Below are 22,332 nucleotides of genomic sequence, written 5' to 3' on the forward strand. Positions count from 1 at the left end.
CGGAGGTCGAGTCGTCCGGAATCGGACGAGGACTGAGAAATGGGTATCCGCAAGTACAAGCCGACGACCCCGGGCCGTCGTGGCTCCAGCGTCGCCGACTTTGTCGAGATCACGCGGTCCACGCCGGAGAAGTCGCTGGTCCGCCCTCTGCACAGCAAGGGCGGCCGTAACAACGCCGGTCGTGTGACCGTTCGCCACCAGGGTGGTGGCCACAAGCGCGCCTACCGAGTGATCGACTTCCGTCGTCACGACAAGGACGGCGTGCCGGCCAAGGTCGCGCACATCGAGTACGACCCGAACCGCACCGCGCGCATCGCGCTGCTGCACTACGCGGACGGCGAGAAGCGTTACATCGTCGCTCCCCGTGGCCTGTCGCAGGGTGACCGTGTCGAGAACGGTCCGGGCGCCGACATCAAGCCCGGCAACAACCTGGCGCTGCGCAACATCCCGGTCGGTACGACCATCCACGCCATCGAGCTGCGGCCCGGCGGCGGCGCGAAGTTCGCCCGTTCCGCGGGTGCCTCCGTGCAGCTGCTGGCGAAGGAGGGCACCATGGCCCACCTTCGTATGCCGTCGGGTGAGATCCGCCTGGTCGACGCGCGCTGCCGCGCGACGATCGGTGAGGTCGGCAACGCCGAGCAGTCGAACATCAACTGGGGCAAGGCCGGCCGTATGCGCTGGAAGGGCGTTCGCCCGACCGTCCGCGGTGTCGCGATGAACCCGGTTGACCACCCGCACGGTGGTGGTGAAGGCAAGACCTCCGGTGGACGCCACCCGGTCTCGCCGTGGGGTCAGAAGGAGGGTCGTACTCGTTCTCCCAAGAAGGCGAGCAACAAGTACATCGTCCGCCGCCGCAAGACGAACAAGAAGCGCTAGGAGCGGGTTTAGATGCCGCGCAGTCTCAAGAAGGGGCCCTTCGTCGACGGCCACCTCATCAAGAAGGTGGACGTACAGAACGACGCGGGGACCAAGAACGTCATCAAGACCTGGTCCCGTCGCTCGATGATCGTCCCGGCCATGCTGGGTCACACCATCGCGGTGCACAACGGCAAGATCCATGTCCCGGTGTTCGTCACCGAGTCGATGGTCGGCCACAAGCTCGGCGAGTTCTCGCCGACTCGCACCTTCCGCGGCCACGTCAAGGACGACCGGAAGTCGAAGCGCCGCTAGCGCGGGGTGGAAACGACTATGACTCACACCGAAGGGACAACCATGGAAGCCAGGGCCCAGGCGCGGTACATCCGCGTCACGCCCATGAAGGCCCGCCGAGTGGTGGACCTCATCCGTGGCATGGATGCCACGGAGGCTCAGGCGGTCCTGCGTTTCGCCCCGCAGGCCGCGAGCGTGCCGGTTGGCAAGGTGCTGGACAGCGCCATCGCCAACGCTGCACACAACTACGACCACCCTGACGCCTCTTCGCTGGTCATCAGCGAGGCGTACGTGGACGAGGGTCCGACCCTGAAGCGGTTCCGTCCGCGTGCTCAGGGCCGTGCCTACCGGATCCGTAAGCGGACCAGCCACATCACCGTGGTCGTCAGCAGCAAGGAAGGAACCCGGTAATGGGCCAGAAGGTAAACCCGCACGGGTTCCGGCTCGGCATCACCACGGACTTCAAGTCCCGCTGGTACGCCGACAAGCTGTACAAGGACTACGTCAAGGAAGACGTCGCCATTCGTCGCATGATGACGAAGGGCATGGAGCGGGCCGGCATCTCGAAGGTCGAGATCGAGCGCACCCGCGACCGCGTCCGCGTTGACATCCACACCGCCCGTCCGGGCATCGTCATCGGTCGCCGTGGCGCCGAGGCCGATCGCATCCGCGGCGAGCTGGAGAAGCTGACCGGCAAGCAGGTCCAGCTGAACATCCTCGAGGTCAAGAACCCCGAGGTGGACGCTCAGCTGGTGGCCCAGGCCGTCGCCGAGCAGCTCTCCTCCCGCGTCTCCTTCCGTCGTGCCATGCGTAAGAGCATGCAGAGCTCGATGAAGGCCGGCGCCAAGGGCATCAAGATCCAGTGCGGCGGTCGCCTCGGCGGCGCCGAGATGTCCCGCTCGGAGTTCTACCGCGAGGGCCGCGTGCCCCTGCACACGCTCCGCGCCAACGTGGACTACGGCTTCTTCGAGGCCAAGACGACCTTCGGCCGCATCGGCGTGAAGGTCTGGATCTACAAGGGCGACGTCAAGAACATCGCCGAGGTTCGCGCCGAGAACGCCGCGGCCCGCGCCGGCAACCGTCCGGCTCGTGGCGGCACCGACCGCCCGGCCGGCCGTGGTGGCGGCCGTGGTGGCGAGCGTGGCGGTCGCGGCCGTAAGCCGCAGCAGTCGCCGGCAGCCGAGGCCCCCAAGGCCGACGCCCCCGCCGCCGCTGCTCCGGCTGCTGAGAGCACCGGAACGGAGGCCTGACCGAAATGCTGATCCCCCGTAGGGTCAAGCACCGCAAGCAGCACCACCCGAAGCGCAGCGGTATGTCCAAGGGTGGCACGCAGGTTGCGTTCGGCGAGTACGGCATCCAGGCGCTGACCCCGGCGTACGTGACGAACCGTCAGATCGAGTCCGCTCGTATCGCGATGACCCGTCACATCAAGCGTGGCGGCAAGGTCTGGATCAACATCTACCCGGACCGTCCCCTGACGAAGAAGCCTGCCGAGACCCGCATGGGTTCCGGTAAGGGTTCTCCCGAGTGGTGGATCGCGAACGTCAAGCCGGGTCGGGTGATGTTCGAGCTGTCCTACCCGAACGAGAAGATTGCTCGTGAGGCGCTCACCCGCGCTGCTCACAAGCTTCCGATGAAGTGCCGGATCGTTCGGCGCGAGGCAGGTGAGTCGTGATGTCGGCCGGTACCAAGGCGTCCGAGCTGCGCGAGCTGGGCGACGAGGAGCTCCTCAACAAGCTCCGCGAAGCCAAGGAAGAGCTGTTCAACCTCCGCTTCCAGGCGGCGACGGGCCAGCTCGAGAACCACGGCCGGCTCAAGTCCGTCCGTAAGGACATCGCCCGGATCTACACCCTGATGCGTGAGCGCGAGCTGGGCATCGAGACGGTGGAGAGCGCCTGATGAGCGAGAAGACTGTGACTGAGACGAACACCGACCGCGGTTTCCGCAAGACCCGTGAGGGTCTGGTCGTCAGCGACAAGATGGACAAGACCGTCGTCGTCGCTGTCGAGGACCGCGTGAAGCACGCGCTGTACGGCAAGGTCATCCGCCGTACGAACAAGCTCAAGGCCCACGACGAGCAGAACGCTGCAGGCGTCGGCGACCGCGTCATCATCATGGAGACGCGTCCGCTGTCCGCCTCGAAGCGCTGGCGCATCGTCGAGATCCTCGAGAAGGCCAAGTAATTCCTGAGGGATTCTCCCCTCAGGTCAGTTCCGCCAGGCTCGGTGGGGTGCCTCCCCGGTAACGGAGAGGCACCCGCCGGGAACCGGCAGACGATCAGGAGATAGACGTGATCCAGCAGGAGTCGCGACTGCGCGTCGCCGACAACACGGGTGCGAAGGAAATTCTCACCATTCGTGTTCTCGGTGGCTCGGGTCGCCGCTACGCGGGTATCGGTGACGTCATCGTCGCCACCGTCAAGGACGCGATCCCCGGTGGCAACGTGAAGAAGGGTGACGTCGTCAAGGCCGTCATCGTTCGCACCGTCAAGGAGCGTCGTCGTCAGGATGGCTCGTACATCCGCTTCGACGAGAACGCCGCCGTCATTCTGAAGAACGACGGCGACCCCCGCGGCACCCGCATCTTCGGCCCGGTGGGCCGGGAGCTGCGCGAGAAGAAGTTCATGAAGATCATCTCGCTCGCGCCGGAGGTGCTGTAAGCATGAAGATCAAGAAGGGCGACCTGGTTCAGGTCATCACCGGTAAGGACAAGGGCAAGCAGGGCAAGGTCATCGTGGCCTATCCCACGCAGGACCGCGTCCTCGTCGAGGGTGTCAACCGGGTCAAGAAGCACACCAAGGCCGGTCAGACGGCTCGCGGTTCGCAGACGGGTGGCATTGTCACCACCGAGGCCCCGATCCACATCAGCAACGTGCAGCTGGTCGTGGAGAAGGACGGCAACAAGGTTGTCACCCGCGTCGGCTACCGCTTTGACGACGAGGGCAACAAGATCCGCGTTGCCAAGCGGACCGGTGAGGACATCTGATGACTGCCACCACTGCGCCGCGTCTCAAGACGCGCTACCGCGAGGAAATCGCCGGCAAGCTGCGTGAGGAGTTCTCCTACGAGAACGTCATGCAGGTTCCCGGTCTGGTCAAGATCGTGGTCAACATGGGTGTGGGCGACGCCGCCCGCGACTCCAAGCTGATCGACGGTGCCGTCAAGGACCTCACCACGATCACCGGCCAGAAGCCGGCCGTCACCAAGGCCCGCAAGTCCATCGCGCAGTTCAAGCTGCGCGAGGGCCAGCCGATCGGCTGCCACGTCACCCTCCGTGGTGACCGGATGTGGGAGTTCCTGGACCGTACGCTGTCGCTCGCGCTTCCGCGTATCCGTGACTTCCGTGGCCTGTCGCCGAAGCAGTTCGACGGCCGTGGCAACTACACCTTCGGTCTCACGGAGCAGGTCATGTTCCACGAGATCGACCAGGACAAGATCGACCGGGTCCGGGGCATGGACATCACCGTGGTCACCACGGCGACCAACGACGACGAGGGTCGTGCCCTCCTTCGTCACCTCGGCTTCCCGTTCAAGGAGAACTGACCGTGGCGAAGAAGGCTCTGATCGCTAAGGCCGCCCGTAAGCCGAAGTTCGGCGTGCGCGGGTACACCCGCTGCCAGCGCTGCGGCCGGCCCCACTCCGTCTACCGCAAGTTCGGCCTGTGCCGCGTGTGCCTTCGTGAGATGGCTCACCGTGGCGAGCTGCCGGGCGTGACCAAGAGCTCCTGGTAACTCCCCTCTGCCCTCGGGCAAAGGGAAGTTCCGGAGACTCTCGGTAAGCATCTGGGTCGGCAGGAGCCCGTCCTTTCATGCCGTAGGCTTGAAGGGTTGGGCGCCTGCCGCCCAAGACCGACTTACTACGCCGTAGGTCCCCGCACCGCACCCGTCCCGCCACTGAGTGGGGAGAGGGATGGCGCATACAGGAAACCCCGGCGAGAGAGGCCGAAGGCCAACTCATGACCATGACTGATCCCATCGCAGACATGCTCACGCGTCTGCGTAACGCGAACTCGGCATATCACGACGATGTCTCGATGCCGCACAGCAAGATCAAGTCGCACATCGCGGAGATCCTCCAGCAGGAGGGCTTCATCACCGGCTGGAAGGTCGAGGACGCCGAGGTCGGCAAGAACCTCGTCCTCGAGCTGAAGTTCGGCCCGAACCGCGAGCGCTCGATCGCCGGCATCAAGCGGATTTCGAAGCCGGGTCTGCGTGTATACGCAAAGTCCACCAACCTGCCGAAGGTTCTCGGCGGCCTGGGCGTGGCGATCATCTCCACGTCCCACGGTCTCCTGACCGGCCAGCAGGCAGGCAAGAAGGGCGTAGGTGGGGAAGTCCTCGCCTACGTCTGGTAGTCGGGAAAGGAAGGAAAGCTCATGTCGCGAATCGGCAAGCTCCCCATCCAGGTTCCCGCCGGTGTGGACGTCACCATCGATGGCCGTACGGTCGCGGTGAAGGGCCCCAAGGGTTCCCTCACGCACACCGTTGCCGCGCCGATCGAGGTCTCCAAGGGTGAGGACGGCGTGCTCAACGTCTCCCGCCCGAACGACGAGCGTCAGAACAAGGCCCTCCACGGCCTGTCCCGCACGCTGGTGGCGAACATGATCACCGGCGTGACCGCGGGTTACTCCAAGGCGCTCGAGATCAGCGGTGTCGGTTACCGCGTCCAGGCGAAGGGCTCCAACCTGGAGTTCGCCCTGGGCTACAGCCACCCGATCCTCATCGAGGCTCCGGATGGCATCACCTTCAAGGTCGAGTCGCCCACGAAGCTCAGCGTCGAGGGCATCGACAAGCAGAAGGTCGGCGAGGTAGCCGCCAACATCCGCAAGCTGCGGAAGCCCGACCCGTACAAGGCCAAGGGCGTCAAGTACGCGGGCGAGGTCATCCGCCGCAAGGTCGGAAAGGCTGGTAAGTAGCCATGGCATACGGTGTGAAGATCGCCAAGGGCGACGCGTACAAGCGTGCCGCTCTCAAGCGCCGCCACATCCGCGTCCGCAAGCACATCTCCGGTTCGCCGGAGCGTCCTCGCTTGGTCGTGACGCGTTCCAACCGCCACATCGTGGCCCAGGTCATCGACGACATCGCGGGCCACACGCTCGCGTCGGCGTCGACCCTGGACACCTCGATCCGTGGTGGCGAGGGTGACAAGAGCGCCCAGGCCCAGCAGGTCGGCGCCCTGGTCGCCGAGCGTGCCAAGGCCGCAGGCGTCGAGGCCGTCGTGTTCGACCGCGGTGGCAACCAGTACGCCGGGCGGATTGCCGCTCTGGCTGACGCCGCCCGTGAAGCCGGGCTGAAGTTCTAAGCCCCGGTTCCTACGCACAGCGTCCGTAACAGAGAGAGGTAATTCCAATGGCTGGACCCCAGCGCCGCGGAAGCGGTGCCGGTGGCGGCGAGCGGCGGGACCGGAAGGGCCGTGACGGTGGCGCCAGCGCCGCCGAGAAGACCGCGTACGTCGAGCGCGTCGTCGCGATCAACCGCGTCGCCAAGGTTGTGAAGGGTGGTCGTCGCTTCAGCTTCACCGCGCTGGTCGTGGTGGGCGATGGTGACGGCACCGTCGGTGTCGGATACGGCAAGGCCAAGGAAGTTCCCGCGGCCATCGCCAAGGGTGTCGAAGAGGCCAAGAAGAACTTCTTCAAGGTCCCGCGCATCCAGGGCACCATCCCTCACCCGATCACGGGCGAGAAGGCTGCGGGCGTCGTCCTGCTCAAGCCGGCGTCCCCCGGTACCGGCGTTATCGCCGGTGGCCCGGTGCGTGCCGTGCTCGAGTGCGCCGGCGTTCACGACATCCTGTCGAAGTCGCTTGGTTCGTCCAACGCGATCAACATCGTGCACGCGACCGTGGCGGCCCTCCAGGGCCTGCAGCGTCCCGAGGAGATCGCGGCCCGCCGCGGTCTGCCCCTCGAGGACGTCGCCCCCGCGGCTCTGCTTCGTGCACGTGCGGGAGCGGGTGCGTAATGGCTCGCCTCAAGATCACGCAGACGAAGTCGTACATCGGCAGCAAGCAGAACCACCGCGACACCCTGCGTTCGCTCGGGCTCAAGCGCCTGAACGACTCGGTTGTCAAGGAGGACCGCCCCGAGTTCCGCGGAATGGTTCACACCGTCCGCCACCTCGTGACGGTTGAGGAGGTTGACTGACATGGCGGAGAACAGCCCGCTGAAGGCCCACAACCTCCGGCCTGCCCCGGGCGCCAAGACCGCCAAGACCCGTGTGGGTCGTGGTGAGGCGTCCAAGGGTAAGACCGCAGGCCGTGGTACCAAGGGTACGAAGGCTCGTTACCAGGTTCCGGAGCGCTTCGAGGGTGGCCAGATGCCCCTCCACATGCGTCTCCCGAAGCTCAAGGGCTTCAAGAACCCGTTCCGCACGGAGTACCAGGTCGTGAACCTGGACAAGCTCGCGACGCTCTACCCCGAGGGTGGAGAGGTCACGGTGGCCGACCTGGTCGCCAAGGGCGCTGTGCGCAACAACCACCTCGTCAAGGTCCTCGGACAGGGCGAGATCTCCGTGGCACTGCAGGTTTCGGTTGACGCCGTCTCCGGCTCCGCCAAGGAGAAGATCACCGCCGCCGGCGGTACGGTCACCGAGCTCGTCTGAGCCACGGGACAGAACTGAGCCTGGCCGGCTGCCTCCTCGGAGGTGGCCGGCCAGGCTTTTCTGCGTTTGTGCCGCTGTACGGGAACCGTAAAGGCTCGGGAAAGGTTGAACGGGTGTCCACCGCACCGGCGGTGGGGGAGCCAAGGGGCGTTCACGTCCCAAATGGTGCGGCTTGGCCGGTCTTTCGCGGCGTGGGCCGGGAAGCGGGCCGTGCACCGGTGTGCGGCGCGTGTTTCCCGCTCAGTCCTGGGCCGGGTAGGGTGGCGCCGTTAATCTTTTGTGGCCTCCTTACGATGTAGGGCTGCCTTGTATCCGATCCCATCCAGTCCCATCCAGACCCGTCGCCTCTGACGCATAGCGCGGGGGTCGCAGGAGGCACCGTGTTCACCGCGTTCGCCCGAGCGTTCAAGACGCCCGACCTGCGCAAGAAGCTGCTCTTCACGCTCGGCATCATCGTGATCTATCGGCTCGGGGCGCATGTCCCGGCCCCTGGCGTCGACTACTCGAAGGTGCAGCAGTGCATCGACCAGGCCGACTCGGGTGGCCTCCTCGGTCTGATGCAGATGTTCAGCGGTGGCGCCCTGCTGCAGATCACCATCTTCGCGCTCGGCATCATGCCGTACATCACGGCGAGCATCATTCTCCAGCTGCTGACCGTCGTGATCCCGCGCCTGGAAGCCCTGAAGAAGGAGGGGCAGTCCGGCACGGCGAAGATCACGCAGTACACGCGTTATCTGACGGTCGCGCTGGCCATCCTCCAGGGCACCGGCCTGGTGGCCACCGCCCGTAGCGGTGCGCTCTTCCAGAACTGTTCCGTGGGCAGCCAGATCGTCGCGGACAAGTCGATCTTCACCACGATCATCATGGTCCTCACGATGACCGCCGGTACGGCCGCCGTCATGTGGCTCGGTGAGCTGATCACCGACCGCGGCATCGGCAACGGCATGTCGATCCTGATGTTCATCTCGATCGCGGCCACGTTCCCCGGCGCCCTGTGGGCCATCAAGGAGAGCGGCAAGCTGGCCGACGGCTGGATCGAGTTCGGCACGGTCATCCTCATCGGCTTCGTGATGGTCGGCCTCGTCGTCTTCGTCGAGCAGGCCCAGCGCCGCATTCCGGTGCAGTACGCGAAGCGCATGATCGGACGCCGGTCCTACGGCGGTACGTCCACGTACATCCCGCTGAAGGTGAACCAGGCGGGTGTGATTCCGGTCATCTTCGCCTCGTCGCTGCTCTACATCCCGGCGCTGATCGTCCAGTTCTCCAACTCGCAGGCGGGCTGGGCGACCTGGATCACGGACAACTTCGTGACCGGTGACCACCCGTACTACATCGCGACGTACTTCGTACTCATCGTGTTCTTCGCCTTCTTCTATGTGGCCATTTCGTTCAACCCCGACGAAGTCGCGGACAACATGAAGAAGTATGGTGGCTTCATCCCGGGTATCCGGGCAGGTCGACCTACTGCCGAGTATCTGAGCTACGTGCTCAACAGGATCACTTGGCCGGGCTCGCTGTATCTGGGCCTGATCGCTCTGGTGCCGACGATGGCGTTGGCAGGCTTCGGCGGGGCTAACCAGAACTTCCCCTTCGGCGGGACGAGCATCCTCATCATCGTGGGTGTGGGTCTGGAAACCGTGAAGCAGATCGAGAGTCAGCTCCAGCAGCGCAATTACGAAGGGTTCCTCCGCTGATGCGAATCGTCCTCGTCGGGCCTCCGGGTGCCGGCAAGGGAACGCAGGCTGCGTACCTTGCTCAGAACCTCTCGATTCCGCACATCGCGACGGGCGACCTCTTCCGCGCCAACATCAGCCAGGGCACCGACCTTGGCAAGCAGGCCCGCGCCTACATGGACGCGGGACAGCTGGTGCCGGACGAGGTCACCATCGGGATGGCCAAGGACCGCATGGCCCAGTCGGACGCCGCCGGCGGCTTCCTGCTGGACGGCTTCCCGCGGAACGTCGGACAGGCCGAAGCCCTTGACGTGATGCTCAAGGACGAGGGCGTAAAGCTGGACGCGGTACTCGATCTCGAGGTTCCCGAGGACGAGGTCGTGAAGCGGATCGCGGGTCGCCGCGTCTGCCGCAACAACAGCGCGCACGTCTTCCACCTGACGTACAACCCGCCGAAGACCGAGGGCGTCTGCGACGCCTGCGGCGGCGAGCTGTACCAGCGGGACGACGACAGCGAGGAGACGGTCCGCACCCGGCTGGAGGTCTACCACACGCAGACCGAGCCGATCATCGACTACTACCGGGCCCAGGGCCTCGTGGTGACCATCTCGGCGCTGGGCAAGGTCGCGGACGTGACCGCGCGCGCCATGGAGGCGCTGAAGGCCTCCGACCAGGGCTGAGCGTCACCACCGCACCACCCGTAGTGCAAGCCGGCCGCGGCGCCTCAGGGCGCCGCGGCCGACTGCTTGCGCCCGTATCGTTGAACACGCCGAGCCGTACCCGTCACCGTCGATGCAGAGAGGCGCCGAGCAATGGTGCAGATCAAGACCCCCGAGCAGATCGCGAAGATGCGCGAGGCGGGCCTGGTGGTCGCTGCCATTCACGCCGCCACCCGCGAGGCGGCCGTTCCGGGGGCCACCACGCACGACCTGGACCAGGTCGCCCGCAAGGTGATCGCCGACCACGGCGCCAAGTCGAACTTCCTCGGCTACGGCGGGTTCCCCGCGACCATCTGCACCTCGGTCAACGAGGTCGTCGTCCACGGCATCCCGGACGAGAAGACGGTCCTGAAGGACGGCGACATCATCTCGATCGACGCCGGCGCGATCGTCGACGGCTGGCACGGCGACGCGGCCTACACCGCCTTCGTGGGCACCGGTCACGCTCCGGAGCTGATCGAGCTCTCCCGGGTGACCGAGGAGTCCATGTGGGCCGGGATCGCCGCGATGAAGGTGAACAACCGCCTCGTCGACATCTCCAAGGCGATCGAGACCTACATCCGCCGCCAGCCCCGCCCGGCGACCGGCAAGTACGGGATCATCGAGGACTTCGGCGGCCACGGCATCGGCACCGAGATGCACATGGACCCGCACCTGCTGAACTACGTCTCCCGCAAGCGCGGCAAGGGCATCAAGCTGGTCCCGGGCGTCTGCCTGGCGATCGAGCCCATGGTCTCGCTCGGCACAGCGCGGACGGAGACCCTGAGCGACGACTGGACGGTCATCACGACGGACGGCACCTGGTCCTCGCACTGGGAGCACTCCATCGCCCTGACCGAGCAGGGCCCGCTGGTCCTGACCGCCCCGGACTGCGGCAGGGCGAAGCTCGCGGAGTACGGGGTCGAGGCGGCTCCCGACCCTCTCGGGTGATGTGACCCCTCGGGGAGGTCTAAGGATCACCCCGGCTGGGCAAACTTGACGGATTCGTCTTTTGGAGTCCGCTGACGTAGACTGACTCGTCGGCTCTCGTGCATCAGTGTGCCCGCATATCAGCACACCGATAATCAAGAGCCGATCAAGGTAGCCGATTCGAAAGGCGAAGCGTGGCCAAGAAGCAAGGTGCCATCGAGATTGAGGGCACCGTGATCGAGTCCCTCCCGAACGCAATGTTCAAGGTGGAGCTCCAGAACGGTCACAAGGTCCTGGCGCACATCAGCGGCAAGATGCGGATGCACTACATCCGCATCCTCCCGGATGACCGGGTCGTGGTGGAGCTCTCTCCGTACGACCTGACGCGTGGCCGGATCGTCTACCGCTACAAGTAGATCTTGCCGGCATCCCGTTTCGGCGGGTGATGGCACTGACCCGGAGAACCTGACATCCCATGAAGGTCAAGCCGAGCGTCAAGAAGATCTGCGACAAGTGCAAGGTGATCCGCCGTCACGGTCGGGTCATGGTCATCTGCGACAACCTGCGCCACAAGCAGCGCCAGGGCTGACGCACGACCGCCTGCATCTCGCAGTTCTTCGCGCGACGCACGTAATTCGTACATACGCAGTGCCCGTCCAAGCCACGGCTGACGACACCTCCGGCGGGGGCCGGGGACCCGGACGTACCATCGCTCCTCGTGAGCGGTCGGCGGTCGGGAGTGGCACTGCGGAAGACCCCCGATCTAACAACTGGAGCCATTGAATGGCACGCGTTTCAGGTGTTGACATCCCGCGCGAAAAGCGCGTGGAGGTTGCCCTCACCTACGTCTTCGGTATCGGGCGCACCCGGTCCAAGGAGATCCTCGCCAGCACCGGCGTGAACCCGGACGCCCGCGTCCGCGACCTTGCCGAGGAAGACCTCGTCAAGATCCGCGAGTACGTGGACGCCAACCTCCGCACCGAGGGTGACCTCCGCCGCGAGGTCCAGGGCGACATTCGCCGCAAGATCGAGATCGGCTGCTACCAGGGCATTCGTCACCGCCGTGGTCTGCCGGTCCACGGTCAGCGCACCAGCACGAACGCGCGTACCCGCAAGGGCCCGCGTCGCGCCATCGCCGGTAAGAAGAAGCCGGGCAAGAAGTAGTCCTCAGCGGACGCACTGCGGACCTCCGGTTCCCCGGAACCCGCAGCATCCAGCGGTCTTCGCTGTAGGACCGATCACCTCCCCTCTCCATCTGGAGTAAAGACATGCCCCCCAAGGGTCGTCAGGGCGCAGCCAAGAAGGTGCGTCGCAAGGAAAAGAAGAACGTCGCTCACGGCCACGCGCACATCAAGAGCACGTTCAACAACACCATCGTCTCGATCACGGACCCCTCGGGCAACGTGATCTCCTGGGCCTCCGCCGGCCACGTCGGCTTCAAGGGCTCGCGCAAGTCCACCCCCTTCGCCGCGCAGATGGCCGCCGAGTCGGCCGCCCGCCGCGCGCAGGAGCACGGCATGCGCAAGGTCGACGTCTTCGTCAAGGGTCCCGGCTCCGGCCGTGAGACCGCGATCCGCTCCCTCCAGGCCACGGGCCTCGAGGTCGGTTCGATCCAGGACGTCACCCCGACGCCGCACAACGGCTGCCGTCCGCCGAAGCGTCGCCGCGTCTGATGCGTCGCGGCCGGTGACGGCCGTGCGTCAGTAGCGTTCGGTCCGGGCGGTACACCTCTTACGGGGCGTACCGCCCGTACCCTTGTTACATCTGTCGGGCATCAAATAGTGGGTGCCCACGACTGAAGGATCACCGCATGCTTATCGCTCAGCGTCCGTCGCTGACCGAAGAGGTCGTCGACGAGTTCCGCTCCCGGTTCGTGATCGAGCCGCTGGAGCCGGGCTTCGGTTACACCCTCGGCAACTCCCTCCGCCGCACCCTCCTCTCCTCGATCCCCGGTGCCGCTGTCACCAGCATCCGGATCGACGGGGTCCTGCACGAGTTCACCACCGTGCCGGGCGTCAAGGAGGACGTCACCGACCTCATCCTCAACATCAAGCAGCTGGTCGTCTCCTCGGAGCACGACGAGCCCGTCGTGATGTACCTGCGCAAGCAGGGCCCGGGTCTGGTCACGGCCGCCGACATCGCGCCCCCGGCCGGTGTCGAGGTGCACAACCCCGACCTCGTTCTCGCCACGCTCAACGGCAAGGGCAAGCTGGAGATGGAGCTGACCGTCGAGCGCGGTCGCGGCTACGTCTCCGCCGTCCAGAACAAGCAGGTCGGCCAGGAGATCGGCCGGATCCCGGTCGACTCCATCTACTCGCCGGTGCTCAAGGTCACGTACAAGGTCGAGGCGACCCGTGTCGAGCAGCGCACCGACTTCGACAAGCTGATCGTCGACGTCGAGACCAAGCAGGCCATGCGTCCCCGTGACGCGATGGCGTCGGCCGGTAAGACCCTGGTCGAGCTGTTCGGTCTGGCGCGCGAGCTCAACATCGACGCCGAGGGCATCGACATGGGCCCGTCCCCCACGGACGCCGCGCTCGCCGCCGATCTCGCCCTGCCGATCGAGGAGCTGGAGCTCACCGTTCGGTCGTACAACTGCCTCAAGCGCGAGGGCATCCACTCCGTGGGTGAGCTCGTGGCCCGCTCCGAGGCGGACCTGCTCGACATCCGCAACTTCGGCGCCAAGTCGATCGACGAGGTCAAGGCGAAGCTGGCCGGTATGGGCCTCGCGCTCAAGGACTCGCCTCCCGGCTTCGACCCGACCGCCGCCGCCGACGCCTTCGGCGCCGACGACGACGCGGACGCCGGTTTCGTGGAGACCGAGCAGTACTGAGCCGCCTCCCGGCTGGGGGTACCCGGTTTTGAGGGTGCCCCCGGGCCGGGGCTGAGGACTTGTCCTCAATCGCCGGACGGGCTGAAACACCGGCCCGAACGGCTGCTTTTACTTCTGTGAGGCGTCCGCCTCGCGGGAACTGACACCGGTACCTGATACGGCCGGTGCAGCACACAAGGAGAATCACCATGCCGCGTCCCGCAAAGGGTGCCCGTCTGGGCGGCAGCGCCGCGCACGAGCGTCTGCTCCTCGCCAACCTGGCGAAGTCGCTGTTCGAGCACGGCCGCATCACGACGACCGAGGCGAAGGCCCGTCGCCTGCGTCCGGTCGCCGAGCGCCTCGTCACCAAGGCGAAGAAGGGCGACATCCACAACCGTCGCCTGGTGCTCCAGACGATCACGGACAAGAGCATCGTCCACACGCTCTTCACCGAGATCGCTCCCCGATACGAGAACCGCCCCGGTGGCTACACCCGTATCACCAAGATCGGCAACCGTCGTGGCGACAACGCCCCGATGGCGGTCATCGAGCTGGTCGAGGCGCTGACCGTGGCCCAGCAGGCCACCGGTGAGGCCGAGGCCGCGACGAAGCGTGCGGTCAAGGAAGACGCCCTCAAGAAGGACGAGGCCCCCGCGGCCGAGTCCGCCGAGGACGCCAAGCCGGCCGACGACGCGGAGTCGAAGGACGCCTGAGCGTTCTGAGACAGACCACGGGACGGGCCCGCATCACCCTTCGGGGCGGTGCGGGCCCGTTCTGCTGACCAGGGGAGTGGAGAGGATGACGCGGTGAGTGACGAGGCGGAGCCCGGTTTCGTACGGGTGCGGCTGGACCTGGCCTACGACGGCAAGGACTTCTCCGGCTGGGCGAAGCAGACCAGCCGGCGCACGGTGCAGGGCGAGATCGAGGCCGCGCTGCGGACCGTGACCCGCTCCGCCGTGAGTTACGACCTGACGGTGGCCGGCCGGACGGATGCCGGGGTGCACGCGCGCGGCCAGGTGGCCCACGTGGACCTGCCCGAGGCGGTGTGGGCCGAGCACGAGGAGAAGCTGCTGCGACGGCTGGCGGGCCGGCTGCCGCTGGATGTACGGATCTGGCGCGCGGCCCCCGCACCTGCCGGGTTCAACGCCCGGTTCTCCGCGCTGTGGCGGCGGTACGCGTACCGGGTGGGGGACCGGCCCGGTGGCGTCGACCCGCTGACCCGGGGTCATGTGCTGTGGCACGACCGGCCGTTGGACGTGGATGCGATGAACGAGGCGGCCGCGTTGATGGTGGGGGAGCACGACTTCGCCGCGTACTGCAAGAAGCGTGAGGGCGCGACGACCATCCGTACGCTCCAGAAGTTGAGTTGGGTACGCGATCCGGCGTCCGGGGTGCTGACCGCGACCGTGCAGGCGGACGCGTTCTGCCACAACATGGTGCGGGCGCTGATCGGGGCGGCGCTGTTCGTCGGCGACGGGCGGCGGCCGGCCGGCTGGCCCGCCGAGGTGCTCGCCGCGAAGGTGCGCGACCCCGGGGTGCACGTGGTGCGCCCGCACGGGCTGACGTTGGAGGAAGTGGCCTACCCGGCCGACGAGTTGCTGGCGGCCCGTGCCGTGGAGGCGCGGAACGTGCGGACGTTGCCGGGGGCGGGCTGCTGCTGACCTTGCTCCGGCGGGAACTCCCGTTCGCTGGAACGGGAGTTCGGCGCCGAGAGTGTCGGCCCGTCAGCCGTTGGGGGCGGCGGCGGCCTGGGAGGCCTGGAGCTGGCCCCGGCGGTGGATCTGGCGGAAGGTGAAGTTCGTCAGGTCCTTGTTGACCGCGTAGACGTCCTTGTCGGCGGTGGTGACCCGCTTGCCGTTCAGGAAGCCGCCGACGGTGAAGTAGGCGTAGCGGCCGTAGGAGTTGGCGGTGCGCAGGCAGACCGTGCCGCCCCGGCAGAAGGTGTCGACGCCGCCGCCGCTGAGGGAGGCGATGCCGCCCGAGCTCTGGTCGACGGCCTTCTTCGCGCGGGCCTCCGTCCCGAAGACGGCGATGCCGACGGTGACCGCCACCCCGTCCTTGCGGTAGGTGGCCCGGATGAGCTGCCCACAGCCGTTGTTCGTGAGGACCGAGCCGAGGGCGCCCTGGGTGCCCGTCGCGCACTTCGCGGAGTTGCTCGTCGCGCCCTTGAGGTGGACGCGGTCGCCCATGGTGAGCTTCTTGCCGGGGAAGAACCCGTCCACGGTGATCGGCGCCTTGTCCTTCTTGGCGCTGGAGATGTAGTCCTTGGGGTCCGGCGGGGGCGGCGGTGCGACCGAGGAGAACGAGGGCGCGGGCGCCGAGGTGTCCTCGGGGAGGTCGGCGGGTGCGGGCAACTGGCTCGCGTTCTTGTCCGCCTTGCCCGTGCCGCCGCCGTTCGACGTGACCACGGCCGTGGTCACGATCGCGCCTATCGCCACGGTGGCCAGCGCGCCACCGCCGATCATCATCAGCCTCTTCCGGCGGGCGCGCGCCGCGGATTCCTCCGCCAGCGCCGCCCAGTCCGGAGTCCCGTCGCCCCCGGGCCCCCAGGAGGCCCCCCCTTGCCCAAAGCTCATGGGCGCAGTTTAGGGGGTGATGTAAACCGGTTGGGCCAGGAGTTCGCGGACCGTGACAATGCTGTGTATGGGACATCTCGAAGCAGGCCACCTGGAGTACTACCTACCGGACGGGCGGGTGCTGCTCGGCGACGCCTCGTTCCGGGTGGCCGACGGGGCCGTCGTCGCGCTCGTCGGGGCGAACGGGGCGGGCAAGACGACCTTGCTGCGGCTGCTCGCCGGTGAGCTCCAGCCGCACGGCGGCACGGTGTCGGTGAGCGGCGGGCTCGGCGTGATGCCGCAGTTCGTGGGCTCGGTGCGGGACGAGCGGACGGTGCGGGACCTGTTGGTCTCCGTGGCCCAGCCTCGGATCAGGGAGGCCGCCAAGGCCGTCGACGCGGCCGAGGAACGCATTCTCACCGTCGACGACGAGGCCGCGCAGATGGCGTACGCGCAGGCGCTGAGCGACTGGGCGGAGGCGCGGGGCTACGAGGCCGAGACGGTCTGGGACATGTGCACCATGGCCGCGCTGGGCGTCCCGTACGAGAAGGCGCAGTGGCGCGAGGTCCGCACGCTCAGCGGCGGTGAGCAGAAGCGGCTGGTCCTGGAGGCGCTGCTGCGCGGGCCCGACGAGGTCCTGCTGCTCGACGAACCGGACAACTATCTGGACGTGCCGGGCAAGCGGTGGCTGGAGGGGAAGCTGAAGGAGACCCGTAAGACGGTTCTCTTCGTCTCCCACGACCGGGAGCTGCTGTCCCGTGCCGCCGAGAAGATCGTCAGCGTCGAGCCGAGCCCGGCGGGCAGCGACGTCTGGGTGCACGGCGGCGGCTTCGCCACGTACCACGACGCGCGCAAGGAGCGCTTCGCCCGGTTCGAGGAGCTGCTGCGGCGCTGGCAGGAGGAGCACGCCCGGCTGAAGGCGCTCGTCCTGCGGATGCGGCAGCAGGCGGCGAACAGCCCCGACATGGCGAACCGCTACCACGCGATGCAGACGCGCTTCAAGAAGTTCGAGGAGGCCGGGCCGCCGCCGGAGCCGCCGCGCGAGCAGGACATCAGGATGCGGCTGCGCGGGGGGCGGACCGGGGTGCGGGCGGTGACCTGCAAGGGCCTGGAGCTGACCGGGCTGATGAAGCCGTTCGACCTGGAGATCTATTACGGGGAGCGGGTCGCGGTCCTCGGCTCCAACGGGTCGGGCAAGTCGCACTTCCTGCGGCTGCTGGCGGGGGAGCCGGTGGCGCACACGGGGGAGTGGAAACTCGGGGCGCGGGTCGTGCCCGGGCACTTCGCCCAGACGCACGCGCATCCGGAGCTGCTCGGCAAGACGCTGGTGGAGATCCTCTGGTCCGAGCACGCCAAGGACCGGGGCGGGGCGATGTCGGTGCTGCGGCGGTACGAGCTGGAGCGGCAGGGGGACCAGCCGTTCGAGAAGCTGTCCGGCGGGCAGCAGGCGCGGTTCCAGATCCTGCTCCTGGAGCTGGCCGGCACGACGGCGCTGCTGCTGGACGAGCCCACGGACAACCTGGACCTGGAGTCGGCGGAGGCGTTGCAGGACGGTCTTGAGGTGTACGACGGCACGGTGATGGCCGTCACGCACGACCGGTGGTTCGCGAAGTCCTTCGACCGGTATCTGGTCTTCGGGTCGGACGGGGTCGTGCGGGAGACGGCGGAGCCGGTGTGGGACGAGCGGAGGGTTCAGCGGGTGCGGTGACCTTGGCGGTCGGCGGCGGGGTGGGGTGCGGTGCGCAGGGGTGGCGGGGTGCGGTGCGTTGGCCGTGCGGCGCCGTTGCGGGGGCGCTGCCCCCGGGCCCCCGCGCCTCAAACGCCGGCGGGGCTGAAACGGTCGCCTCAAGCGCCGGCGGGGCTGAAACGGTCGCCTCAAGCGTCGGCGGGGCCGGGGTGGTGCGGCGGGGGCGTTTTGACCCGGGTGGGGGGTCACCGGTAGGGTCTCGGTTTGTTATACGTATTGGCTTCGTCGTTCTCACGCGAAGGGCCTTACGTAGGTTCCCTGGAGCAGTTACCAGTGGCTCGCATACGGGCAGCGTCCCGGCATTGTGAGCCCCAGCTGCATGATCGCTTCAGAGGTGCCGTGTGTCTGGATCCCATCCACTGAAGAAGCGAAGGCTGCGAAGTGCGTACGTACAGCCCCAAGCCCGGCGATGTCACGCGCCAGTGGCACATCATTGACGCTCAGGACATCGTCCTGGGCCGTCTGGCCACCACGGCTGCGAACCTCCTCCGAGGCAAGCACAAGGCGATCTACGCCCCCCACATGGACATGGGCGACTTCGTCATCATCATCAACGCCGACAAGGTTCACCTGTCCGGCAACAAGAAGACCCAGAAGATGGCGTACCGCCACTCCGGCTTCCCGGGCGGTCTCCGTTCGGTGCGCTACGACGAGCTGCTCGCGAAGAACCCCGAGAAGGCCGTCGAGAAGGCCATCAAGGGCATGATCCCCAAGAACACCCTGGGCCGTCAGATGCTCTCGAAGCTCAAGGTCTACGCGGGCGACCAGCACCCGCACGCTGCTCAGCAGCCGGTCCCGTTCGAGATCACCCAGGTCGCGCAGTAGTACCGGCCACCCCCTAAGACATACAGAAAGATCTGAGGAGAATCGTGGCCGAGACCACTGTTGAGACGACCGCCGACGACACGGCGGGCACCGAGGGCGAGGAGACCTTCGCCGAGGTGACCACCTTCGAGTCCGAGGTCCCCGTCGAGGGTGAGTACACCTCCGAGTCGCTCGCGGGCCGCTTCGGCGACCCGCAGCCCGCGGCCGGCCTTGGCCGTCGCAAGAACGCCATCGCCCGCGTCCGGATCATCCCGGGCACCGGCAAGTGGAAGATCAACGGTCGCACCCTTGAGGACTACTTCCCCAACAAGGTGCACCAGCAGGAAGTCAACGAGCCCTTCAAGGTTCTCGAGCTCGACGGTCGCTACGACGTCGTGGCCCGCATCTCGGGTGGCGGTGTCTCCGGTCAGGCCGGCGCCCTGCGCCTCGGTGTGGCCCGCTCGCTGAACGAGGCGGACGTGGACAACAACCGCGCCATTCTGAAGAAGAACGGCTTCCTCTCCCGCGACGACCGTGCGGTCGAGCGCAAGAAGGCCGGTCTCAAGAAGGCCCGTAAGGCCCCGCAGTACAGCAAGCGCTAAATATCGCCTGCTCGACTGTCACGTTCGCCCCGGCGGCACACTCCGTGCTGCTGGGGCGTTCGTTTATCGGCGCTCGCGGGCGTATAACGGCATAAGACGTTCATCGGCCCGGGCGGAAGCGCGGCCCGGTGAGCGCCGTCGCATATCCGCCAGGTCGGTCGCGCCATGCCGCCCGACGTGCCTTTTTGCGCTTTTTCCTTGCTTTCGTTGTTTGGTTGCTCAGTTCGTTTCGTTTGCTGTGCAGTGGTTGTTTGTGGTTTCGGAGCACTTCGGAGGACACCAGTGGGACGACTCTTCGGTACGGACGGAGTACGCGGTGTCGCCAACGCCGATCTGACGGCCGAGCTCGCGCTCGGCCTCTCGGTCGCGGCGGCGCACGTACTCGCCGAGGCGGGCACCTTCGCGGGCCATCGCCCGACCGCCGTGGTCGGACGTGATCCGCGAGCCTCCGGAGAGTTCCTGGAGGCCGCCGTCGTGGCGGGCCTGGCCAGCGCCGGTGTGGACGTGCTGCGCGTCGGTGTCCTTCCGACGCCCGCCGTGGCCTACCTCACCGGCTCGCTCGGCGCGGACATCGGCGTGATGCTCTCCGCCAGTCACAACGCGATGCCCGACAACGGCGTCAAGTTCTTCGCGCGCGGCGGCCACAAGCTCGCCGACGAGCTGGAGGACCGGATCGAGACGGTCTACGAGCAGCACCGCACCGGTGAGCCGTGGAGCCGCCCGACCGGCGCCGGCGTCGGCCGGGTCACCGACTACACGGAGGGCTTCGACCGGTACGTCGCCCACCTCATCGGCGTCCTGCCCAACCGGCTCGACGGGCTCAAGGTCGTCCTGGACGAGGCGCACGGCGCCGCCGCCCGGGTCTCGCCCGAGGCGTTCGCGCGGGCCGGGGCCGAAGTCGTCACCATCGGGGCGGACCCGGACGGCCTGAACATCAACGACGGCTGCGGCTCCACCCACCTGGAGCTGCTGCGCGCCGCCGTCGTCGAGCACGGGGCCGACCTCGGCATCGCGCACGACGGCGACGCCGACCGCTGCCTCGCCGTGGACGCGGCGGGCGAGGAGGTCGACGGCGACCAGATCCTCGCCGTGCTGGCCCTCGCGATGCGGGACGCCGGTCAGCTGCGCAAGGACACCGTTGTCGGCACCGTGATGTCGAACCTCGGCTTCAAGCTGGCCATGGAGCGCGAGGGCATCCGGCTCGTCCAGACGGCGGTCGGCGACCGGTACGTCCTGGAGTCGATGAAGGCCGAGGGTTTCGCGCTCGGCGGTGAGCAGTCCGGGCACGTCATCGTCCTGGACCACGCCACGACCGGCGACGGCACGCTGACCGGCCTGATGCTGGCGGCCCGCGTCGCCGCCACGGGCCGGGGCCTCGCCGAGCTGGCCGGGGTCATGCAGCGCCTGCCGCAGGTCCTGATCAACGTCCCCGACGTCGACAAGACCCGGGTCAACACCTCGTCCGAGCTGGCCACCGCGGTCGTCGAGGCGGAGCGCGAGCTGGGCGAGACCGGGCGCGTACTGCTGCGTCAGTCGGGGACGGAGCCGCTGGTGCGGGTCATGGTCGAGGCCGCCGATATCGAGCAGGCGCGGGCCGTCGCGGGCCGGCTGGCCGATGTGGTGAAGTCCGCGCTGGGCTGAGCCGCCGGTCCCGGCCCCGCGCACGGGTCGCCCGCGTACGGGTTGCCCGCGTACGGGGCACGTGCGTACGGGTCGCCCGCGTAAGGGTCGCCCGCGTACGGGTTGCCCGCGCACGGGGCACGCGCAGGGCACGTGCGTACGGGTCACGCGCGTACGGAAGCCCCCGGTGTATCCGCCGGGGGCTTCCGCGCGCGCCGGAACCTCAGCAGGCCCTTCTGGAGCAGCAGCGTCAGCGTGCCCGCGAGGATGATCCCGCCGAGGTTGGCGAGCAGCTGCTGCCCGGAGCCGATGGTCTGCTGGTAGTCGGAGTAGCTGAACGCGACGGCCGCGTTGGCGGCGGCCGGGACGGTCGTCACCGAGATCGCCACCCCGATCAGCGCCCCGGACTTCGCGGAGGTGAGCGAGAGCGTCCCAGCGATGCCCGCGAGGAACGCCACCACGAACGACATCCAGTCCGGGTGCCAGATGAACCCGGTGTTGGGCCGGGGCTTGTCGATCATCCCGCTGTTGAAGAGGCCGAAGGCGTCCATCAGCCAGGCGAAGCCCGCGGTGATCAGCATCGCCAGGGCGAACCCGCCGATCAGCGCCCACAGCGACCGCGCCACCAGGCGCGGGGCGCGTTGCACCAGGGCCGTGGAGATCCCGGCCAGTGGCCCGAACTCCGGGCCGACCGCCATCGCGCCCACGATCAGCACCGCGTTGTCGAGTATCACCCCGCAGGCGGCGAGCATCGTGGCGAGGGCGAGGAAGGAGACGTAGGTGATGGAGAACGTCGACTCCTCGTGCGTCGCCTCAGTCAGCTCCTCCCACAGCACCGCGTCGGCGCCGTCGCCCGGGGCCTCCTCCTCCGCCCGGTCGGCGTGGTCGGAGAGCGTCAGCTCCATGTTCTCCATGGTGATCGACCCGGACCGGTCGATGCCGAGCCGGCGCAGCGCACCGATCAGCTCGTCGCCGGCCTCGCGCGCCACGTCGCACATCACCACGTCGCCGGCGGGGGAGCGGGCGGCGCCCGGCAGGACCACCAGATGGGCGGTGCCGACGGTCGACTCCAGCAGGGCGACGACCTCGTCCGTGGTGTCGGCGGGCACGATCAGACGCAGGTGCAGCACGCGGCGGCCGCCCTTCCGGG

At 67.6% G+C, this 22,332-nt stretch carries 33 protein-coding genes; 31 read left to right on the forward strand and 2 right to left on the reverse strand.

Translation table 11 applies throughout. The annotated features are described in order from the left end of the window. The first annotated feature begins 39 nt into the window (after nt 1-39). The 27 genes from rplB (at nt 40) to truA (ending at nt 15,515) form a co-directional block, all read left to right on the forward strand. Complete coding sequence (gene rplB / locus ACIQRW_RS10715; RefSeq protein ID WP_018510594.1) at nt 40-876, forward strand: 50S ribosomal protein L2; 837 nt, start codon at nt 40-42, stop codon at nt 874-876. Nucleotides 877-888: 12 nt separating this feature from the next. Next, nucleotides 889-1,170, forward strand: coding sequence for a 30S ribosomal protein S19 (gene rpsS, locus ACIQRW_RS10720; RefSeq protein ID WP_103509564.1), 282 nt, complete (start codon nt 889-891; stop codon nt 1,168-1,170). A gap of 42 nt (nt 1,171-1,212) precedes the next feature. Then, nucleotides 1,213-1,560: a 50S ribosomal protein L22 gene (rplV, locus tag ACIQRW_RS10725; protein WP_026290933.1), complete on the forward strand. Its 348-nt coding sequence runs from the start codon at nt 1,213-1,215 to the stop codon at nt 1,558-1,560. After that, nucleotides 1,560-2,399, forward strand: coding sequence for a 30S ribosomal protein S3 (gene rpsC, locus ACIQRW_RS10730; protein WP_018510593.1), 840 nt, complete (start codon nt 1,560-1,562; stop codon nt 2,397-2,399). Before rplV ends, rpsC begins: the two co-directional genes overlap by 1 nt. Before the next feature lie 5 nt (nt 2,400-2,404). Beyond that, nucleotides 2,405-2,824, forward strand: coding sequence for a 50S ribosomal protein L16 (gene rplP, locus ACIQRW_RS10735; RefSeq protein WP_003966953.1), 420 nt, complete (start codon nt 2,405-2,407; stop codon nt 2,822-2,824). Further along, nucleotides 2,824-3,048: a 50S ribosomal protein L29 gene (rpmC, locus tag ACIQRW_RS10740; RefSeq protein WP_003966952.1), complete on the forward strand. Its 225-nt coding sequence runs from the start codon at nt 2,824-2,826 to the stop codon at nt 3,046-3,048. Before rplP ends, rpmC begins: the two co-directional genes overlap by 1 nt. Next, nucleotides 3,048-3,332, forward strand: coding sequence for a 30S ribosomal protein S17 (gene rpsQ / locus ACIQRW_RS10745; RefSeq protein ID WP_073718385.1), 285 nt, complete (start codon nt 3,048-3,050; stop codon nt 3,330-3,332). Before rpmC ends, rpsQ begins: the two co-directional genes overlap by 1 nt. Nucleotides 3,333-3,439: 107 nt before the next feature. Beyond that, nucleotides 3,440-3,808, forward strand: coding sequence for a 50S ribosomal protein L14 (gene rplN, locus ACIQRW_RS10750; protein WP_003966950.1), 369 nt, complete (start codon nt 3,440-3,442; stop codon nt 3,806-3,808). 2 nt (nt 3,809-3,810) lie between these two features. Next, on the forward strand, nt 3,811-4,134 hold the full coding sequence (gene rplX, locus ACIQRW_RS10755; protein ID WP_018960205.1) for a 50S ribosomal protein L24: 324 nt from the start codon (nt 3,811-3,813) through the stop codon (nt 4,132-4,134). Next, nucleotides 4,134-4,691: a 50S ribosomal protein L5 gene (gene rplE, locus ACIQRW_RS10760; protein ID WP_003966948.1), complete on the forward strand. Its 558-nt coding sequence runs from the start codon at nt 4,134-4,136 to the stop codon at nt 4,689-4,691. Before rplX ends, rplE begins: the two co-directional genes overlap by 1 nt. A 2-nt stretch (nt 4,692-4,693) precedes the next feature. Further along, entirely contained in the window at nt 4,694-4,879 is a 186-nt protein-coding gene (locus ACIQRW_RS10765) for a type Z 30S ribosomal protein S14 (RefSeq protein WP_003948630.1), read from the forward strand. 224 nt (nt 4,880-5,103) lie between these two features. Next, entirely contained in the window at nt 5,104-5,502 is a 399-nt protein-coding gene (gene rpsH, locus ACIQRW_RS10770; RefSeq protein WP_007446728.1) for a 30S ribosomal protein S8, read from the forward strand. Between the two features lie 21 nt (nt 5,503-5,523). Beyond that, on the forward strand, nt 5,524-6,063 hold the full coding sequence (gene rplF / locus ACIQRW_RS10775) for a 50S ribosomal protein L6 (protein ID WP_018960206.1): 540 nt from the start codon (nt 5,524-5,526) through the stop codon (nt 6,061-6,063). 2 nt (nt 6,064-6,065) lie between these two features. Then, complete coding sequence (gene rplR, locus ACIQRW_RS10780; protein ID WP_015610732.1) at nt 6,066-6,449, forward strand: 50S ribosomal protein L18; 384 nt, start codon at nt 6,066-6,068, stop codon at nt 6,447-6,449. A 47-nt stretch (nt 6,450-6,496) separates the two neighbouring features. Then, a complete protein-coding gene (gene rpsE / locus ACIQRW_RS10785; protein WP_003966944.1) occupies nt 6,497-7,102 on the forward strand; it encodes a 30S ribosomal protein S5 in 606 nt (201 codons plus the stop codon). Next, nucleotides 7,102-7,284 carry a 50S ribosomal protein L30 gene (gene rpmD, locus ACIQRW_RS10790; protein ID WP_003966943.1) on the forward strand — a complete coding sequence of 61 codons (183 nt, stop codon included), beginning with the start codon at nt 7,102-7,104 and terminating at the stop codon, nt 7,282-7,284. The genes rpsE and rpmD overlap by 1 nt, the downstream gene beginning before the upstream one ends. A 1-nt stretch (nt 7,285) precedes the next feature. Continuing rightward, nucleotides 7,286-7,741: a 50S ribosomal protein L15 gene (gene rplO, locus ACIQRW_RS10795; protein ID WP_003966942.1), complete on the forward strand. Its 456-nt coding sequence runs from the start codon at nt 7,286-7,288 to the stop codon at nt 7,739-7,741. 380 nt (nt 7,742-8,121) lie between these two features. Next, the gene (gene secY, locus ACIQRW_RS10800) at nt 8,122-9,435 is read left to right on the forward strand and encodes a preprotein translocase subunit SecY (protein WP_361873354.1); all 1,314 of its coding nucleotides are present in this window, start codon (nt 8,122-8,124) and stop codon (nt 9,433-9,435) included. Then, nucleotides 9,435-10,094: an adenylate kinase gene (locus ACIQRW_RS10805; RefSeq protein WP_403757270.1), complete on the forward strand. Its 660-nt coding sequence runs from the start codon at nt 9,435-9,437 to the stop codon at nt 10,092-10,094. Before secY ends, ACIQRW_RS10805 begins: the two co-directional genes overlap by 1 nt. 132 nt (nt 10,095-10,226) lie before the next feature. Further along, entirely contained in the window at nt 10,227-11,063 is an 837-nt protein-coding gene (gene map / locus ACIQRW_RS10810) for a type I methionyl aminopeptidase (RefSeq protein ID WP_403757273.1), read from the forward strand. A 173-nt stretch (nt 11,064-11,236) separates the two neighbouring features. After that, complete coding sequence (gene infA, locus ACIQRW_RS10815) at nt 11,237-11,458, forward strand: translation initiation factor IF-1 (RefSeq protein ID WP_003956442.1); 222 nt, start codon at nt 11,237-11,239, stop codon at nt 11,456-11,458. Nucleotides 11,459-11,517: 59 nt separating this feature from the next. Then, the gene (gene rpmJ / locus ACIQRW_RS10820) at nt 11,518-11,631 is read left to right on the forward strand and encodes a 50S ribosomal protein L36 (RefSeq protein WP_003956441.1); all 114 of its coding nucleotides are present in this window, start codon (nt 11,518-11,520) and stop codon (nt 11,629-11,631) included. 194 nt (nt 11,632-11,825) lie between these two features. After that, a complete protein-coding gene (gene rpsM, locus ACIQRW_RS10825; RefSeq protein WP_007446719.1) occupies nt 11,826-12,206 on the forward strand; it encodes a 30S ribosomal protein S13 in 381 nt (126 codons plus the stop codon). A gap of 104 nt (nt 12,207-12,310) precedes the next feature. Then, on the forward strand, nt 12,311-12,715 hold the full coding sequence (gene rpsK / locus ACIQRW_RS10830) for a 30S ribosomal protein S11 (protein WP_003956432.1): 405 nt from the start codon (nt 12,311-12,313) through the stop codon (nt 12,713-12,715). Nucleotides 12,716-12,852: 137 nt separating this feature from the next. Beyond that, nucleotides 12,853-13,875 carry a DNA-directed RNA polymerase subunit alpha gene (locus ACIQRW_RS10835; protein ID WP_003966937.1) on the forward strand — a complete coding sequence of 341 codons (1,023 nt, stop codon included), beginning with the start codon at nt 12,853-12,855 and terminating at the stop codon, nt 13,873-13,875. Nucleotides 13,876-14,063: 188 nt separating this feature from the next. Next, nucleotides 14,064-14,567: a 50S ribosomal protein L17 gene (rplQ, locus tag ACIQRW_RS10840; RefSeq protein ID WP_403757275.1), complete on the forward strand. Its 504-nt coding sequence runs from the start codon at nt 14,064-14,066 to the stop codon at nt 14,565-14,567. A 93-nt stretch (nt 14,568-14,660) separates the two neighbouring features. Next, nucleotides 14,661-15,515: a tRNA pseudouridine(38-40) synthase TruA gene (gene truA, locus ACIQRW_RS10845; protein WP_403757278.1), complete on the forward strand. Its 855-nt coding sequence runs from the start codon at nt 14,661-14,663 to the stop codon at nt 15,513-15,515. Between the two features lie 63 nt (nt 15,516-15,578). On the opposite strand, the gene ACIQRW_RS10850 is transcribed toward truA, so the two are convergent. Continuing rightward, on the reverse strand, nt 15,579-16,430 hold the full coding sequence (locus ACIQRW_RS10850; protein WP_403757281.1) for a hypothetical protein: 852 nt from the start codon (nt 16,428-16,430) through the stop codon (nt 15,579-15,581). A gap of 67 nt (nt 16,431-16,497) precedes the next feature. Here ACIQRW_RS10850 and ACIQRW_RS10855 point away from each other — a divergent pair, with 67 nt between their 5' ends. The 4 genes from ACIQRW_RS10855 (at nt 16,498) to glmM (ending at nt 21,203) form a co-directional block, all read left to right on the forward strand. Then, nucleotides 16,498-18,117: an ABC-F family ATP-binding cassette domain-containing protein gene (locus ACIQRW_RS10855; protein WP_403757284.1), complete on the forward strand. Its 1,620-nt coding sequence runs from the start codon at nt 16,498-16,500 to the stop codon at nt 18,115-18,117. A gap of 420 nt (nt 18,118-18,537) precedes the next feature. Next, nucleotides 18,538-18,981, forward strand: coding sequence for a 50S ribosomal protein L13 (gene rplM, locus ACIQRW_RS10860; RefSeq protein WP_003966932.1), 444 nt, complete (start codon nt 18,538-18,540; stop codon nt 18,979-18,981). Between the two features lie 44 nt (nt 18,982-19,025). Then, nucleotides 19,026-19,562, forward strand: coding sequence for a 30S ribosomal protein S9 (gene rpsI, locus ACIQRW_RS10865; protein ID WP_397919916.1), 537 nt, complete (start codon nt 19,026-19,028; stop codon nt 19,560-19,562). Nucleotides 19,563-19,844: 282 nt separating this feature from the next. Then, on the forward strand, nt 19,845-21,203 hold the full coding sequence (gene glmM, locus ACIQRW_RS10870) for a phosphoglucosamine mutase (protein ID WP_365551135.1): 1,359 nt from the start codon (nt 19,845-19,847) through the stop codon (nt 21,201-21,203). Nucleotides 21,204-21,346: 143 nt separating this feature from the next. On the opposite strand, the gene ACIQRW_RS10875 is transcribed toward glmM, so the two are convergent. Further along, a complete protein-coding gene (locus ACIQRW_RS10875) occupies nt 21,347-22,312 on the reverse strand; it encodes a DUF389 domain-containing protein (RefSeq protein WP_403757289.1) in 966 nt (321 codons plus the stop codon). Between the last annotated feature and the right edge of the window lie 20 nt (nt 22,313-22,332).

The sequence above is a fragment of the Streptomyces sp. NPDC091287 genome (assembly GCF_044768525.1).
In the GTDB taxonomy this organism is placed as follows: Bacteria; Actinomycetota; Actinomycetes; order Streptomycetales; family Streptomycetaceae; genus Streptomyces.